Below are 16,136 nucleotides of genomic sequence, written 5' to 3' on the forward strand. Positions count from 1 at the left end.
GTGGTTGCTGATTTTACACTATGTCAAATGGTAATTCTAATTTAGGAACAGAATGTATAATGAAAATTAAAGAAATCGTTATATAATATAACATATAGGGTTATTTATACTCACAGATATATGACGCAAGTGTACGTGGATAGAAGGAGGAACCCGATGAATTCAGACTTTTTCCGTTCGAAAGTGGAAATTTCGTTAGAAGGCGTCGGTATGGTGTTCGGTAAAAAGGGGAGGCAAGTAACTGTCCTTCAGAACATTACCTTCGATGTAGGGCAGAATGAATTCGTCACGATATTAGGGCCTTCAGGTTGTGGTAAATCTACATTACTTCGTCTCATGGCTGATCTCCTTCAGCCGTCCAGTGGTCAGATTACAATTCAGAAAGAGCACCCCAAAGAGGTGCGGTTACGTCGTAAGTTCGGCATTATATTTCGAACACCAAACTTATTTGAATGGCGAACTGTGCGAGAGAATATCGAGCTGCCGCTTGAAGTTCTCGAGCAATCCCGTCAGACATATCAAGAACGAGTAGACCAGCTCCTCGATACCGTTGGCCTAGCAAAGTTTAAGGATTACTATCCCTGGCAGCTCAGTACTGGCATGCAGATCAGAGTGGCTATGGCACGTGCGTTATCCCTCGACCCTCCCATCCTTTTTATGGATGAACCTTTCTCTACCTTAGACGAATTTACGAAGGATAAATTACAGCTAGATTTACTTGAAATGAAGAAGAAAATGAACAAAACCATCGTTTTCGTCACCCGCAGCGTTACAGAAGCCGTATTCCTCTCAGATCGGATCATCGTATTATCCGCAAATCCAGGCCGCGTGCATACGGTCCACCAAGTCCCCTTAGGTGGCGATCGTACTTTGCAAACGCGAGAATCCCCACTTTTTCATGAATTAATTGCAGCGATTCGAAAGTGTGTTGACGAGGGAAGTGAACCCTCTGACGATTAACTTTTATTAAAGCTAAGGTTTCATTTCACCTAATCCCACTCCGCACTTTTCCAGAAGAACCGACTCTACTAAATGAAAAATAACAATAAAAGCTAGGGATGACATTCTATTTGCTAACATAGAAATATAGGAGAGACAACGTTACAAGACAATTGGATATCGCTAGTTATCGTTCGTAAGGTCATCTATATGTAATTCTTGTTCTATCAACAGGAGGGGACCACGTATGAGTGCTCAAGGAGACGTTGATCCATTGAATAAAGAGGCGCTGCTCGAGAAAGATCGCAAATATGTTTGGCATCATATGTCGGCACATAATGAGAACCCCATGATCATCGCTTCCGGTGAGGGAAGCTGGGTGAAGGATATCGATGGCAACCGCTATCTGGATGGCATGTCAGGCTTATGGTGTGTGAATGTGGGTCACGGCAGGAGGGAGATTGCGGAAGCAGCGGCGGAGCAGATGATGAAAATCGCTTATGCGACGCTGGTACAATCCCACATCCCGGCTATTGAGTTAGCGGCGAAATTGAATGAGTGGCTCGAAGGGGAGTATCGCATTTTTTATTCCAATTCGGGATCAGACGCCAATGAAGTCGCATTCAAAATTGCCCGTCAATACCACCATCAGAATGGAAAGCCGAGTAAACATAAGTTTATCTCACGTCACCGAGCCTATCATGGGAATTCCATGGGCGCTTTGGGCGCAACGGGCCAAGCCCAGCGTAAATTGAAATACGAACCACTGGGAGTTGGCTTCCAGCATGTGCCTCCGCCTTATTGTTATCGATGTCCCTTCGGACAGACGAAAGAGACTTGCAGCTTACAATGTGCCAAAGCCATCGAGAATGCCATCGTCTGGGAAGGTGCAGATTCTGTGGCCGGTGTAATTCTGGAGCCAGTGATTACAGGAGGTGGAATGATTGTTCCTCCTGATGATTATTTACCGATGGTTAGGCGTATTTGTGATAAATATGATGTTTTGCTCATCGTAGATGAAGTTATTTGTGGTTTTGGTCGATCGGGCAAGCCCTTCGGTCATCAGAATTATGAGGTGCGACCGGACATCGTCACGATGGCAAAAGGCTTAACAAGCGCATATTCACCGCTCTCTGCAACCGCAGTATCCGCCGAATTATACGACTCATTCAAAGAAAAAGAGGCTACGAGCCATTTCAGACATGTCAATACGTTTGGTGGGAACCCGGTTTCTTGTCAGGTAGCCTTGACGAATCTCGAGATTATCGAGCGAGAGGGATTAGTCGAACGTTCGGCTAACATTGGGAAAGCATTCAGAACTGGATTAGAGCCGTTGCAGCAGCATCCGCACGTTGGGGAGATTCGCATTTTCGGTTCGGCTATGGGCATTGAGCTGGTGGAGGATCGTGAATCGAAGATTCCCGCTTCGGTAGAACGGGTAACAAGCATTATCCTAGCATGCAAAAGCAAGGGACTTCTCGTCGGTAAAAATGGGGATACCGTACCTGGCTATGCCAACATCATTACACTTAGTCCTCCGTTATCCTCAACGGACGAAGATGTGAATTTTATCATTGAAACTTTACTTACCGTGTTTGGTGAAGTGCAAGAGAAAGGATGATCTGACTTGTCGACAATCCCACATATCCGCATTAATGCAGAACGTCTACAGCAGCATATCGATGAACTCGCTCTAATCGGCAAGATCGGTGAAACGGGCGTTTGCAGACTTGCCCTTTCGAAGGAAGATCGAGCTGGCGTGGAGCTGGTGAAATCCTGGATGGAGGAAGCCGGGATGGAGGCTTATATCGATCCTTTCGCTAACCTGATTGGCGTATGGCGCGGGAGCGATCCACAAGCCCCTGTTCTGATGCTCGGTTCACATGTCGATTCGCAGCCCTATGGAGGTCGATTTGACGGCGCGATTGGCGTGCTGGGCGCGATAGAAGCCGTGCAAACGATGATTGAAGAAGGATTGCAGCCAGCGTGTAATATTGAGGTTGTCGCTTTCTGTGATGAAGAAGGCAGTCGCTTCAATAAAGGGTTGTTCGGGGTAAGGGGGATGACTGGTAAGCTGGAAGAGGATGAACTGGAGAGAACGGACAAAAACGGCATCACGCGTCGTGAAGCCCTCTTAGCGTTCGGATGCGATCCAGCGGATTTTGAAGGATATGCCTTCCAAGAGGGGCGGATCGGAGCATTTCTTGAGCTCCATATTGAACAAGGGCCCGTGCTTGAGTCCATGAATGAACCGATTGGAATCGTGAGCGGGATCTCAGGCCCATTATGGCTCACAGTGGAAATGACAGGCTTCGCCGGCCATGCAGGCTCTGTGCCGATGTCGATGCGTCATGACGCGCTGCTCGGCAGTGCCAAAATCATCGTTGCACTTAACGAGCTTGTGCAGTGTGAATCAGGCGCCCCAACGGTAGGGACGGTCGGCTCCCTCACGGTGTTTCCTGATTCCCGGAACATCATTCCAGAGAAGGTCAGCTTCACGATTGATCTGCGCGACATCGATATCAATCGCCGTAACGCGCTAGAAGTTGAGCTGCTTAGTGTCATCGAGAACGTAGCTTGTGAGCATGGACTCACCTACACAATTCGAGAAGATACGAACAGCGAGCCTCGTTATTGCGCGCCTTGGATCAAAGATACGCTTCACAAGGAAGCGGGTTTAATGGGGATGAAGCCGCCAGAGCTGATGAGCGGACCATTCCATGATTCGCTAACCATGTCTTACGTGTGTGACTATGGGATGATTTTCGTACGGTGCCTTGAGGGCATTAGTCACAATCCCAAGGAATATGCTAGTCCTGAGGATATTACATTGGGGGCTGAGTTGTTATACCGTACTGCTCGTCGTATTGTGTTTGAGAAAGGGGGCTCCCGAGCATGAGTCTCGTTCAAATCGGTCTCATCCAAGCCTCACATGACGTGCATGGAGATGCACCGATCGCCGAGCATAAAGAACTGGCCATTCAGAAGCATCTTGGCTTGGTACGCAAAGCGGCTGCAGAGGGAGCACAAATCATCTGCTTACAGGAGATTTTCTACGGGCCATATTTCTGCGCTGAGCAAACTACGAAATGGTACGATGCGGCCGAGGAGATCCCGAATGGGCCGACGACGAAGCTTTTTCAAGAAGTGGCGCAGGAGCTTGGCGTTGTGATTATACTCCCAATCTACGAGCGCGAAGGGATTGCCTCCTATTACAATACGGCGGCTGTTATTGATGCTGACGGTGCGTATTTAGGGAAATACCGGAAGCATCATATTCCTCACGTAGCGGCAGGCGGCGGATCTTGTGGGTTCTGGGAAAAGTATTATTTCAAGCCGGGAAATTTCGGATATCCCGTATTTGATACCGCTTTTGCCAAGGTGGGCGTATACATTTGTTATGATCGTCATTTCCCCGAAGGCGCTAGGGCGCTTGGGCTCAGTGGTGCGGAAATTGTGTTTAATCCATCAGCTACGGTTGCAGGTACATCAGAGTATTTATGGAAGCTTGAACAGCCTGCGCATGCTGTGGCTAATGGGTATTATGTTGCTGCTATCAATCGTGTGGGAACGGAAGCACCGTGGAACATGGGAGAGTTTTACGGCCAGTCCTATTTGGTAGATCCGCGCGGGTCGATCGTGGTGATAGGCAGTCGGGATCAAGACGAGGTAATTATCGGGAGCATGGATAAATCGCTGATTCGCGAGGTTCGTAATGTCTGGCAGTTTTATCGAGATCGCAGGCCCGAAACCTATGATCAAATTACCCAACTTTAAACGAGGGAGGAGGAGCGAAGATGAGTTCGACATTTATTTCGCTAACGGATTTGAAGCGTAATTTTGCCGAAGTGAAGGCGGGAATGAAGCCCAAAGAGGCGATCGAAGAATCTAACCGCTGTTTGTTCTGTTATGACGCTCCTTGTATAAACGCCTGTCCAACAGGCATTGATATCCCTTCTTTTATTAAAAAGATTGCCTCTGGCAACCTAAAAGGCTCCGCCCGAACGATAATGGATGCTAATCCGGTTGGCGCTTCCTGTTCGAGGGTATGTCCCACAGAGGAATTGTGTGAAGGGGCTTGTGTACTCAATCATTCGTCCAAGCCTATCTTGATTGGTCAGTTGCAACGTTATGCGACGGATTGGGCCATGAAGAATGAGCAAATCTTATTCAAAGCGGGTGTAAGTAACGGCAAATCAGTTGCCATTGTAGGAAGTGGACCTGCTGGACTTTCCGCAGCTCGTGAGCTAGCTCGCTTCGGCTTTAAGGTTACAGTGTTCGAAGCGAAGGAGCAGGCAGGAGGCTTGGATACGTACGGCATCGTGTCGTTCCGATTGCCGCAGGAAATCTCGCTGTGGGAGGTCGAACAAGTGCGGCAGCTCGGTGTCGAGTTTCGAATGAACACACGTGTTGGTGTTGAAGTAAGTCCTGCGGAGCTGCTAAATGATTATGACGCTGTTGTATTAGCTATTGGAATGTCCAAAGTGCCCATGCTCGGTATTGCCGGAGAAGCATTGACGGGTGTCTATGATGCGATTGATTTCGTAGAATCGACGAAAATCGCTCCGGATCTCGATGAGTCGCTCGTTGGGAAGCGCGTGGCCGTGATTGGTGCAGGGAATACCGCTATTGATGCGGCGACCTGTTCGATTAGGCTTGGCGCGAAACATGTACAAATCGTATACAGACGAACACAAGAAGAAATGACAGCGTATGATTTTGAATATGAGTTCGCTAAGCTCGATGGTGTTGCTTTTCAGTGGCTTACGGCACCGAAACAGATCCTCGGTGATGAACAGGGGAACGTGGTTGGTATCGAATGTGTACGCATGGAGCTTATTGAGACTGATGACGGGGGGCGCAAACGTCCAGTCCCTGTTCCTGACTCCGAATTCGTCATCGAAGTGGATGCTGTGATCAAAGCGATCGGGCAGACGAAGTATATCACGCTGATTGAGCAGTTCGGACTAGTGCATTCCCGGGGAACCGTGACGTTGGTTGATTCAACTGCCGGTCTAACGTCGAATCCGAAAGTGTTCGCTGCTGGTGATGTCATTTTCGGCGATGGGCAGGGCGAAGCGATGGTCGTATCTGCGGCCCAGCAAGGTAAGCTAACGGCGTATGCGATCTATAAGCAGCTAGTGAAAGGGCAAGAGGCATCGGCTTGAGTAGGCTTACTACAGAATCAGGAGGGATTCAGCATGGCTGATTTACGAACGAATCTAGCTGGAATTGTGTCACCCAACCCTTTCTGGTTGGCATCGGCTCCACCGACGAATACGGGGTATCAGGTTCAGCGGGCATTTGAAGCGGGCTGGGGAGGCGCGGTGTGGAAAACACTAGGAGATCCGATTATTAATACCTCTTCTCGCTTTGCGGCTGTTCACTTCAATGGGCAGCGTGTTGCGGGCTTCAACAATATCGAGTTGATCACAGATCGTCCGCTTGAAATCAATCTTAAGGAAATCTATGAAACAAAGAAACGGTTTCCCAATCATGCTTTGGTCGTGTCCCTGATGGTTGAGCCTAAGCGGGAGAAGTGGCACGAGATCGTCAAGAAGGTTGAAGCCGTAGGCGTTGACGGACTTGAACTGAACTTCGGCTGTCCACACGGGATGGCTGAACGGGGGATGGGCTCGGCATCTGGCCAGCAGCCTGACCTTGTTGAGGCACAGACCATGTGGGCGAAGGAAGCCGCACAGACACCTGTCATTGTGAAGCTGACGCCGAACATCACGGATATCACGAGCACCGCATTAGCGGCTGTTCGAGGTGGTGCAGATGCAATTTCGCTCATCAACACGATTAATTCGCTTGCTGGCGTAGACATTGACTCGTGGAACACAATTCCACATGTCGGCGGTAAAGGCTCGCATGGCGGCTATTGCGGTCCTGCTGTGAAGCCAATCGCGCTTCACATGGTCGCGGATTGTGCACGCAATCCAGGAGTGAACATTCCCATTTCCGGCATTGGCGGTATTTCCAATTGGCGTGACGCTGTAGAGTTTATGTTGATGGGTGCAACAGGGGTTCAGGTATGTACAGCCGCCATGCATCATGGCTTCCGCATTGTGGAGGATATGATCGACGGATTGAATAACTATTTGGATGAAAAAGGTCTTGCCAGCGTATCAGATCTCATTGGCAAATCCGTTCCTCGGTATTCGGATTGGGGCAACTTGGATTTGAATTATGCCGTGGTTGCGAAGATTGACACAGAAACATGTATTAACTGCAATAAGTGCCATATTGCCTGCGAGGATACCTCGCATCAATGTATTGAGAGACATACGGACGATCAAGGAAAAGCCTTTTTGCAGGTGCGAGAAGAGGACTGTGTTGGTTGTAATTTGTGTGCGATCGTGTGTCCTGTAGATGGGGCGATATCCATGGTTGAGGTGAAAGACACGGAGGAACCAATGACATGGAACGAGCGTCAAGTAACCGTCGCCAAGTTGTCAGAAGGTAAAGATTCGGATAAGAAGGAGGCTGTGTAGCCATGGCCAAGCTCATTAAGAATGGAACAATTGTCACTGCGTCCGATCAGTATCAAGGGGATATTCTCATCGAAGACGGCATCATTACCGGGATCGGGCTTAACCTCACGCGAGAAGATGCCGAGATTGTGGATGCCACAGGGAAATACGTCTTTCCTGGCGGCATTGATCCGCATACCCATCTGGATATGCCATTCGGAGGAACGGTCACAGCCGATGATTTCGAGACAGGGACAATGGCTGCGGCCTTCGGCGGAACGACGACGGTTATCGATTTTTGCTTGACGAATAAAGGGAAGCCCCTAAGTGAGTCTGTTCAGACCTGGCATCAGAAAGCAAAAGGGAAAGCCGTCATTGATTACAGTTTTCATCTGATGATAGCGGAAATCAATGATGAGGTGCTTGCTGAGCTGCCGTCCATGATTCATGATGAGGGGATTACTTCTCTGAAGGTTTTTATGGCGTATAAGAACGTCTTCCAAGCGGATGACGGCACACTTTATCGGACTTTGCTTGAGGCGAAAAAGCATGGTGCTCTCGTGATGGTACATGCGGAAAACGGCGATGTCATTGAATATTTAATCAAGGAAGCGCTCGAAGCGGGTCAGACCGACCCCATCTATCATGCATTGACGCGGCCCTCTTTAATAGAAGGAGAAGCGACGGGGCGCGCTGCTAAGCTCACGGCTTTAGCCAACTCGCAGCTCTACGTGGTTCATGTGACGTGTGAAGAGGCTGTGCAGCAAATTACGGAAGCACGCAATCGCGGTGTCGATATCTGGGGTGAAACGTGCCCGCAGTATTTGATGCTCGATCAAACGTATTTGGAAAAGCCTGATTTCGAAGGTGCGAAATATGTATGGTCACCGCCACTCCGGCCGAAGTTTCACCAAGACGTACTGTGGAATGCGTTGAAAACGGGCCAGCTGCAGACGGTGGGCTCGGATCAATGCTCGTTTAATTTTAACGGTCAAAAGGATTTAGGGCTCGGCGACTTTAGTAAAATTCCCAACGGTGGGCCATGCATTGAGGACCGTTTCTCCATTCTGTTCTCCGAAGGGGTAGGGAAAGGGCGGATCACGTTGAATCAGTTCGTAGATATCGTATCGACGCGAAGTGCGAAACTCTTTGGTCTATTTCCGAAAAAGGGGACGATTGCGGTTGGCGGGGATGCGGATATTGTGATTTTTGATCCGAATGCGAAGCGCACGATTTCCGCCGAAACCCACCATATGAATGTGGATTATAATCCGTTTGAAGGGATTGAGATAAAGGGAGAGCCGGTAACCGTTCTTTCTCGTGGAGAGTTCGTTATTCTGGATAAACAATTCGTAGGCGAGGCGGGAAATGGTCAATTCATCAAGAGGGGAACATATGTTTCATTATCGTCGAATGTGAACGAAACGAAGAAGGAAACTGTCCAGGGAGGCGCGCCCTATGTCTGAATATGAGCTCTTTCAAGCTGAAAAGCAAAAACTTGACGGCTACGTCGCACAGAAATTCAAAATTGTCGGAGTGCTCGAGGATCTAGAAGGGGCATGGCTAGACCTCGAGCACCCCGGCGGGGAAACGGCGAAGCTTCATTTGAAGACGGCTAACGCTAGAAAATACTACGTTAATGTGTTGTTGTCGCAAGGTAAATCGAAAGCTTAATCAAAAGCTTAATCAAAAGCTTAATGGATGGCTCCATTCAGATATTCATAGCCATGCAGGGCGAGCTCCAGCGCTATTCGCTTTTGAGGCAGCATGAAATCGTCCCCGAGAATCGCGGCGATTTTGTCCAGCCGATGGTACAGCGTTTGCCGAACTATAAACAGCTCCTTCGCTGTTTCCTGTTTCGAGCCGGATAGCGTTAGGTACATGTGCAATGTTTTCAAAAGCTGACCATTTTTCTCGCGATCATATGTGATTATTCCACCGAGATACTCATCAATGAACGATGTGAGTTGACCAGCTTGTTTCATAAGTAGGATCACCTTGTAGGCGTGCAGCTCGTGATAGAAAGGCTTCGGAAGCGCGCCGATATCCTTCTGAATCTCCAACGTTTCTAAAGCAGTTTCATAGCTGATATGAAGTTGAAGCGGGTCAATGATCGCTTTGCCAATGCCCATAAGTGTCGGAAATAGATTCGTTTCTTGTGCTTTTTGAAAACGTTGGATCGTTCGGAAGATACGCTCATGACTAGTTCCTGAAGACATTTGATCTAAGAGGATGAAGATGATCCGCTGCTCAAACACCGTAGGAAGTAAATAGAAGCCTTCTCTTTCAAACAAGGAGCGGGCGAGCATTTGTTTCTGAAAGAGGAGTGTTTCTTGCGATTTGGAGCCACCGTTTCCTGCAGCTTTATCGAATACACAAACGATGACTGGACCTAGCTTCACGACAGGCTTGACGCTCAGCACATAGTCGCGAATATCTTGAAGGGAATGCTTACCGCTTAACCAATCGGTCACCCATAGATCCTGTTTGTAGCGGGTTTTCTCCTCGATATAGGTGGTACGCATCATTTCTTGCGCAATAGCGGTCGCGCATCGATCTAAAGCGAGAATTTGGAACTCACTCAACTCTTGTTCGGCAAATAAAAGTAGGTCTGCGAACAAATGTTCTAGCGCAAGGATAGGGCGATGGGCGAGCTTGTTTTTGACATCGGATAAGTGAAATAGTTCACCGAAAATCCATTTTTCATAAAAGGCAGCGCCCTCTTCTTTCGGTAAGGAGGGTACAAACATGGCATCTGTATCGAATGGAAAAAAGGCAACCTGCACTTGTGTTGTCTCTTGTAGCAGCTTAAGCAGCGGCAGCAAGCCTTTACCGGATAAAAGCAGCTGATTGAGCTTCGTGGAAAGAGATTCAAGATCAGACACCATTTTGTGATGTTGATGAATGAAATGCGCATGTAAATCCTGTGTGATATCAATATAACGAACTTCCTCGTGGAAAAAAATGAGGGGGAAATTTGCCTGCAGGGCTAGCATCTTCATGCTTTCAAGCGGGTGCTTCGTATAGGTGCCTAACTCGATACACAGCCCGGAAGCACCGCTGTCGATCAATTGCTGAAGGAACGAAAGGCTCGTTTCCTCATTGTCCTGCCAACCAATTCCCGTGCTAAGAATGAGTTCATTTCCGTTCAAAAGGTGACCCACTTGCGTAACTTCCATGATGTGAACCCAGCGAACTTTACGAGCCAATGCTTCTTCGGTTGCAATCGCCTCAGCCTTTAAGAAGAGAGGGCGCTGCAGAATATCGTGCACGGTTAATTGTAAAAGGGTCTGTACCAGGCAAAATCACCACTTTCATGTGAGGAAAGATGACGTAATTGCGAATGTTAGGGGAATGAACTTTATTATACAATGTGTCCAATGTGTTGTGGAGAAAATTTCTAGCCCCCAGGAGATGAACGACAATGACGGACCTGCAAAATTTAATTAATGGCGTTTGGGTAGATGCAGTTGGTCGTGAAGTGAGTGATGTCATTAATCCTGCAACGGGAAAAGTGATTGCGCGTGTGCCGCTATCGAGCGCTATTGATGTGGAACAAGCCGTGGTCGTTGCCCAACATGCGTATGAATCATGGAGTAGAACGCCTGTTCCTAAACGCGCGCGCGTATTGTTTCATTATTGGCAGTTGCTTCAAGCTAACGAGCATGAACTTGCTGAATTGATTACCAAGGAGAACGGGAAAAGCTACAAAGAGGCGCTAGGTGAAGTACTGCGCGGCATCGAATGTGTGGAATTTGCTGCTGGTGCCCCCTCTCACATGATGGGAACTACACTAGCCAACATTTCTGCGGAAATGGATTCCGAGCTATTTCGAGTACCGCTAGGCGTTGTCGGAGGCATAACGCCGTTTAACTTCCCCATGATGGTCCCGTGCTGGATGTTCCCGCTTGCCATTGCTTGTGGGAATACCTTTGTCCTTAAACCATCTGAACGTACACCGTTGACCGCTATGAAATTAGCCGCATTGATGCAAGAAGCTGGACTTCCTGATGGTGTGCTGAATGTCGTGCATGGTGCCCATGATGTGGTCAATGCGCTGACGACGTCACCATCGGTCAAAGCCGTCTCCTTTGTTGGCTCGCAGCCTGTTGCTAAGTATGTGTACGAGAGGGCCTCAGCTGCAGGTAAAAGAGTGCAAGCCCTGGCAGGCGCTAAAAACTATCATATCGTCATGCCCGATGCGCACGTGGAGAAAACGATTGAGAATATCGTCATGTCGTCGTTCGGTTCTGCTGGCGAGCGCTGTATGGCGTGTTCCGCTGTCGTAGTTGTAGGAAATGGGGATGCGTTTGTCAACGGTTTGCAGGAAGCTGCTCATAATCTTGTGCTTGGCAATGGGATGGAGGAGCGGGTTACGCTGACTCCGATTATTCGTGATGAGCAGCGCACGCGAATAGCGGGCTACATCGAGAAAGGGATCGCAGAAGGAGCCGAGCTGCTGATCGATGGGAGAACGGCGGAGGCGTGTGAAGGCGAGGGCTTTTTCCTCGGTGCAACGATTTTCGATCACGTGAAGCCAGAGATGACGATTGCCAGAGAGGAGATATTCGGGCCTGTCTTGTCGTTATTCCGCGCGGCGGACTTGAAGGATGCGCTAGCTTTAGTGAATCAATCGCGATTCGGGAATTCAGCGGTCATTTACACGGAGAATGCGAAGGCAGTCCGTCAATTCCGCGAGGAAGTTGAAGCAGGGATGCTTGGCATCAATGTTGGTGTCCCAGCTCCGATGGCCTTTTTCCCATTCTCAGGCTGGAAGGATTCATTCTATGGCGATTTGCATGCCAATGGCAAGGACGGCGTTGAATTTTACACAAAGAAGAAGATGATCACTTCGCGGTATTTTTGAGCGTCGATGTGAGGAACTCCTGGGGCGATGCCTCAGGTGTTTTTGTTGTTGGGGGAGTTGTGAAATGCTGTAAGGTTGAAAAACACTGATACAGCTATCAAACTATTCGCTACGTGGACTATTCGTAACGACATGAACCGCCGATCGGCGGCTTTTTTCATTTTAGCCAAAGAGTCCGTTGTCGGGAAGGTGTCAATTTAGTATGATGGAATGTACGTCAAGAGGAATACGGAGGACTCCATTACGATGAAGAAGAATCGAAAAAATAGCAACTCCATGGGGCAATATCGCGAGCTGCTCGGCCGCTATTTGTTTCCGCAGAAGGGGACGCTGATCGGACTGACACTCCTGTTGTTCGCGTCCATTGGGCTGCAGCTGATTAATCCGCAAATTATCCGCTATTTTATTGATACGGCACAGTCGCAGGGGGCGATGCAGCCACTTTTTACAGCGGCGATCCTATTTATTGGCTTTGCGCTGGTGCAGCAGCTAGTATCCGTGATTGCGACCTATTACAGTGAAAATGTCGGTTGGAAAACAACGAATAAGCTGCGCGTCGATTTAGCGGCACATTGTCTATCGCTGGATATGTCCTTTCATAAGAGTCATACGTCTGGCTCGCTGATTGAACGCGTGGATGGAGATGTGAATGCGCTTGCGAATTTCTTCTCCAGTATGATCATTCATTTATTTGGGAATGTGCTGTTGATGGCAGGCATTCTGATCCTTTTATTTCGTGAAAATTGGTTAATTGGTGTGGGGATGGCTGTTTTCGTCGTCTTCGCGATCTATATGATTGGGTGGATTCGTCAGTTTGCTGTACCTGTTTGGGCGGGGTGGCGGCAGGCGAATGCTGAGTTTTATGGGTTTATCGGTGAGCATTTGGAGGGGACAGAGGATATTCGCGCCAACGGTGCGGTACGCTTCGTGATGAATCGCTTCTATACCATGCTCCGAAAAATGCTGCCGTTACGCGTCAAAGCATTTCTTGGTTTCTGCGCGATGTGGAACATGTCGATCTTCGTTTTCGCGTTAGGGAATGCCATGGCGTTTGGGATCAGCGCCTACTTATGGCATGGCCACCATATTTCCTTAGGAACCGTGTATTTAATTTTCTTTTATACGGAATTACTTGCTAAGCCGATCGAAAAGATTCGGACGCAAATGGAGGATTTGCAAAAAGCAGACGCAAGTATTTCCCGCATTCGTGAGCTATTCGCGATTCAGTCCAAGATACAAGATGGACCAGGGGCACAGCTTCCAGATGGACCGCTTGGGGTTGATTTCAAGGATGTCGTATTTAGCTATGACGAGGATCAGCCGACGATTGATAACCTGACGATGACGTTGAAGCCTGGCGAAGTGCTGGGATTGCTAGGTCGTACAGGGAGTGGGAAGTCCACGATTGCTAGGTTATTATTACGATTCTATGATCCGCAAAGCGGTGTGATTGCACTCAGCGGAACCGACATTCGCGCTTGTAGACTAGCTGATCTGCGTAAGCGTGTCGCGCTCGTGACCCAAAATATTGAAATCATCCAAGGGACAATTCGCGATAATTTAACCTTTTATGATGCGTCGATTCGTGATGAACAGATTATTGCCGTACTTCATGAACTTGGCCTAGGTGCTTGGTATGAAGCGATGCCAGATGGCCTGGATACGGGGCTCGCATCGGGGGGAAGCAGTTTATCTGCTGGGGAGGCGCAGTTGTTGGCTTTTGCACGTGTATTCCTGACGAATCCGGGACTCGTTATCATGGATGAAGCTTCATCGCGTCTGGATCCTTTGACTGAGCAGCGTATGGAGAAAGCCGTTTCCAAATTGTTAACTGAGCGCTCCTGTATTATGATTGCCCATCGACTTGCTACTGTACAGCGTGCAGATCACATCGTTATTTTGGATGGAGGGCGTGTGTTGGAATCAGGTCGAAGAGAAATTCTGGCTGCTGACCCGAATTCCCGCTTCAGCCAATTGCTCGCGACAGGGTTAGAGGAGGTGTTGGCATGACGACGTTTCAATATTTAAAAGGACTTATTATGTATCGGCCATTCCGGTATTTCATTAATGCTCTAGCATGGACAATCATTTACTTGGCGCCGATTGCTCCGGGTCTAATTACAAAAGCTTTTTTCGATACGTTAACGGGGAATGCCACTTTAAAGTTTGGTGTGTGGGGCTTAATCGCACTGCTGATCGGGGCAGCCCTGGGACGAATCTTGTTGATCGTTATTGGATTCATTACAGATGTACATTTTCGCTTTCGGATGGGGATGTTGCTTCGCCGCAATTTGCTAGAGCATGTTCTCAAGCAACCTGGTGCACAAGCCATCCCTGTATCACCAGGGGAAGCAATCAGCCATTTCCGGGACGATGTGGATCAATCCGAGGAAGCGGCCAGTTGGTCGGTTGATGTTTTTGGTATGACGTGTTTCGCCCTCGTGTCCGGATACATATTGATTCGTATTGACGCACAAATGACGCTGCTTGTGTTTATGCCAATCGTTATCGTTATCACGGCGGCTCAACTTGCAACCGTTCGATTGCAGAAATATCGTGCGGCGAGTAGAGAATCAACTTCGAAGGTAACCGGGGAGATCAGCGAAATGTTCGGCAATGTGCAGGCCATTCAAGTGGCTGGTGCGGAGAAGCGAGTGATGGAGCGGTTTCGCAGCTTCGGTGACAATCGCAGAAAAGCGATGCTTAAGGATCGGCTGATGAGTGAACTGCTCGATTCCGTCTTCTCCAATTCGGTGAATTTGGGTACTGGATTACTGCTTCTGTTAGCAGGGACGAAAATGAGAGCTGGGACTTTCACCGTAGGGGACTTAGCGTTGTTTGTTTACTATTTGACCTTCGTGACGCAGTTTATTACGAATGTCGGGAAGTTTATTACTTACTTTAAGCAAATGAGTGTTTCACTGGAGCGACTGACCTTCTTGTTGCAAGGAGCGTCGGCGAAAGTGTTGACGATGGTGAAGCCGTTGTATTTGAAGAAGGAGCGGGTGGTTGCCCGAAAGACGATAGATCGAGAAGAATTGAAAGATCGAAAACAAGCGAAAGAACGAGGTCATCAAGCGATAGATCTAGATCAAGCGAACGACAGCGTCGTTGCACCTCCGCTGCAACGCTTGGAAGTGAATGGGCTCAGCTACTCCTACCCGGATACGGGTAGAGGGATCTCTGACATTCACTTCGCCATGCAAAGAGGATCGTTCACTGTTATCACGGGAACGATCGGCTCTGGCAAAACCACGCTGGTTCGTTCCCTTCTTGGGCTGCTGCCCAAGGAGAAAGGAACGATTGCGTGGAATGGCGTGCCCGTCGAAGACCCGGGCACCTTCTTTACACCGCCGCAGAGCGCCTATACCGCGCAGGTGCCGCGGTTGTACAGCGATACGCTGCGCAATAATATTTTGCTCGGGCAGGCGGAGCAAGGTGACAGCTTGCAGCAAGCTTTGAACGCGGCGGTGCTCGAGTACGACGTCGCGCAGCTGCCTGGCGGGCTGGACACGGTCATCGGCCCGCGCGGGGTGAAGCTCTCCGGCGGCCAAGCGCAGCGGACCGCCGCAGCCCGCATGCTCGTGAGGGACGCCGAGCTGTATGTCTTCGACGACCTGTCGAGCGCGCTCGACGTCGAGACGGAGCAGAAGCTCTGGGAGCGGATGTTCGAGCGTCGCAGTGATGCGACATGTCTGGTCGTTTCGCACCGCAAAACCGCGCTGACGCGTGCCGATCACATCATCGTGATGAAAGACGGCCACATCGAAGCGGAGGGCACGTCGGAGGAGCTGCTGCGACACAGTTCCACATTCCGTGAGCTATGGTATGGGGACGACCGCAAGGCATAGCCC

General features: G+C 49.2%; 12 protein-coding genes. 11 read left to right on the forward strand and 1 reads right to left on the reverse strand.

What is annotated here, in order from left to right:
- Positions 1 to 156 precede the first annotated feature (156 nt).
- The 8 genes from AC58QG_RS01645 (at position 157) to AC58QG_RS01680 (ending at position 9,089) form a co-directional block, all read left to right on the forward strand.
- Entirely contained in the window at positions 157 to 960 is an 804-nt protein-coding gene (locus AC58QG_RS01645; RefSeq protein WP_497360125.1) for an ABC transporter ATP-binding protein, read from the forward strand.
- 226 nt (positions 961 to 1,186) lie between these two features.
- Positions 1,187 to 2,560: an aspartate aminotransferase family protein gene (locus AC58QG_RS01650; RefSeq protein WP_497360127.1), complete on the forward strand. Its 1,374-nt coding sequence runs from the start codon at positions 1,187 to 1,189 to the stop codon at positions 2,558 to 2,560.
- Between the two features lie 6 nt (positions 2,561 to 2,566).
- A complete protein-coding gene (locus AC58QG_RS01655; protein ID WP_497360129.1) occupies positions 2,567 to 3,838 on the forward strand; it encodes a M20 family metallo-hydrolase in 1,272 nt (423 codons plus the stop codon).
- Entirely contained in the window at positions 3,835 to 4,716 is an 882-nt protein-coding gene (locus tag AC58QG_RS01660) for a nitrilase-related carbon-nitrogen hydrolase (protein ID WP_497360131.1), read from the forward strand. Before AC58QG_RS01655 ends, AC58QG_RS01660 begins: the two co-directional genes overlap by 4 nt.
- A gap of 20 nt (positions 4,717 to 4,736) precedes the next feature.
- On the forward strand, positions 4,737 to 6,107 hold the full coding sequence (locus tag AC58QG_RS01665; protein WP_497360133.1) for an NAD(P)-dependent oxidoreductase: 1,371 nt from the start codon (positions 4,737 to 4,739) through the stop codon (positions 6,105 to 6,107).
- A gap of 33 nt (positions 6,108 to 6,140) precedes the next feature.
- A complete protein-coding gene (preA, locus tag AC58QG_RS01670) occupies positions 6,141 to 7,436 on the forward strand; it encodes an NAD-dependent dihydropyrimidine dehydrogenase subunit PreA (protein WP_497360135.1) in 1,296 nt (431 codons plus the stop codon).
- Between the two features lie 2 nt (positions 7,437 to 7,438).
- Positions 7,439 to 8,881 (forward strand): dihydropyrimidinase, encoded by a 1,443-nt coding sequence (gene hydA, locus AC58QG_RS01675; protein WP_497360137.1) that lies wholly within the window; start codon positions 7,439 to 7,441, stop codon positions 8,879 to 8,881.
- Complete coding sequence (locus AC58QG_RS01680) at positions 8,874 to 9,089, forward strand: hypothetical protein (protein ID WP_497360139.1); 216 nt, start codon at positions 8,874 to 8,876, stop codon at positions 9,087 to 9,089. Before hydA ends, AC58QG_RS01680 begins: the two co-directional genes overlap by 8 nt.
- A gap of 20 nt (positions 9,090 to 9,109) precedes the next feature.
- Here the strand turns inward: AC58QG_RS01680 and AC58QG_RS01685 are convergent, their stop codons facing one another.
- Positions 9,110 to 10,687 (reverse strand): PucR family transcriptional regulator, encoded by a 1,578-nt coding sequence (locus AC58QG_RS01685; protein ID WP_497360141.1) that lies wholly within the window; start codon positions 10,685 to 10,687, stop codon positions 9,110 to 9,112.
- Positions 10,688 to 10,839: 152 nt separating this feature from the next.
- Between AC58QG_RS01685 and AC58QG_RS01690 the strand changes: the two genes are divergently transcribed.
- The 3 genes from AC58QG_RS01690 to AC58QG_RS01700 all read left to right on the forward strand — a co-directional run bounded on the left by AC58QG_RS01690 (position 10,840) and on the right by AC58QG_RS01700 (position 16,133).
- The gene (locus tag AC58QG_RS01690) at positions 10,840 to 12,282 is read left to right on the forward strand and encodes a CoA-acylating methylmalonate-semialdehyde dehydrogenase (protein ID WP_497360143.1); all 1,443 of its coding nucleotides are present in this window, start codon (positions 10,840 to 10,842) and stop codon (positions 12,280 to 12,282) included.
- 246 nt (positions 12,283 to 12,528) lie between these two features.
- Entirely contained in the window at positions 12,529 to 14,292 is a 1,764-nt protein-coding gene (locus tag AC58QG_RS01695) for an ABC transporter ATP-binding protein (RefSeq protein ID WP_497360145.1), read from the forward strand.
- Positions 14,289 to 16,133, forward strand: coding sequence for an ABC transporter ATP-binding protein (locus AC58QG_RS01700; RefSeq protein WP_497360147.1), 1,845 nt, complete (start codon positions 14,289 to 14,291; stop codon positions 16,131 to 16,133). Before AC58QG_RS01695 ends, AC58QG_RS01700 begins: the two co-directional genes overlap by 4 nt.
- Positions 16,134 to 16,136: the final 3 nt, after the last annotated feature.

This window comes from Paenibacillus sp. J22P169, assembly GCF_059691995.1.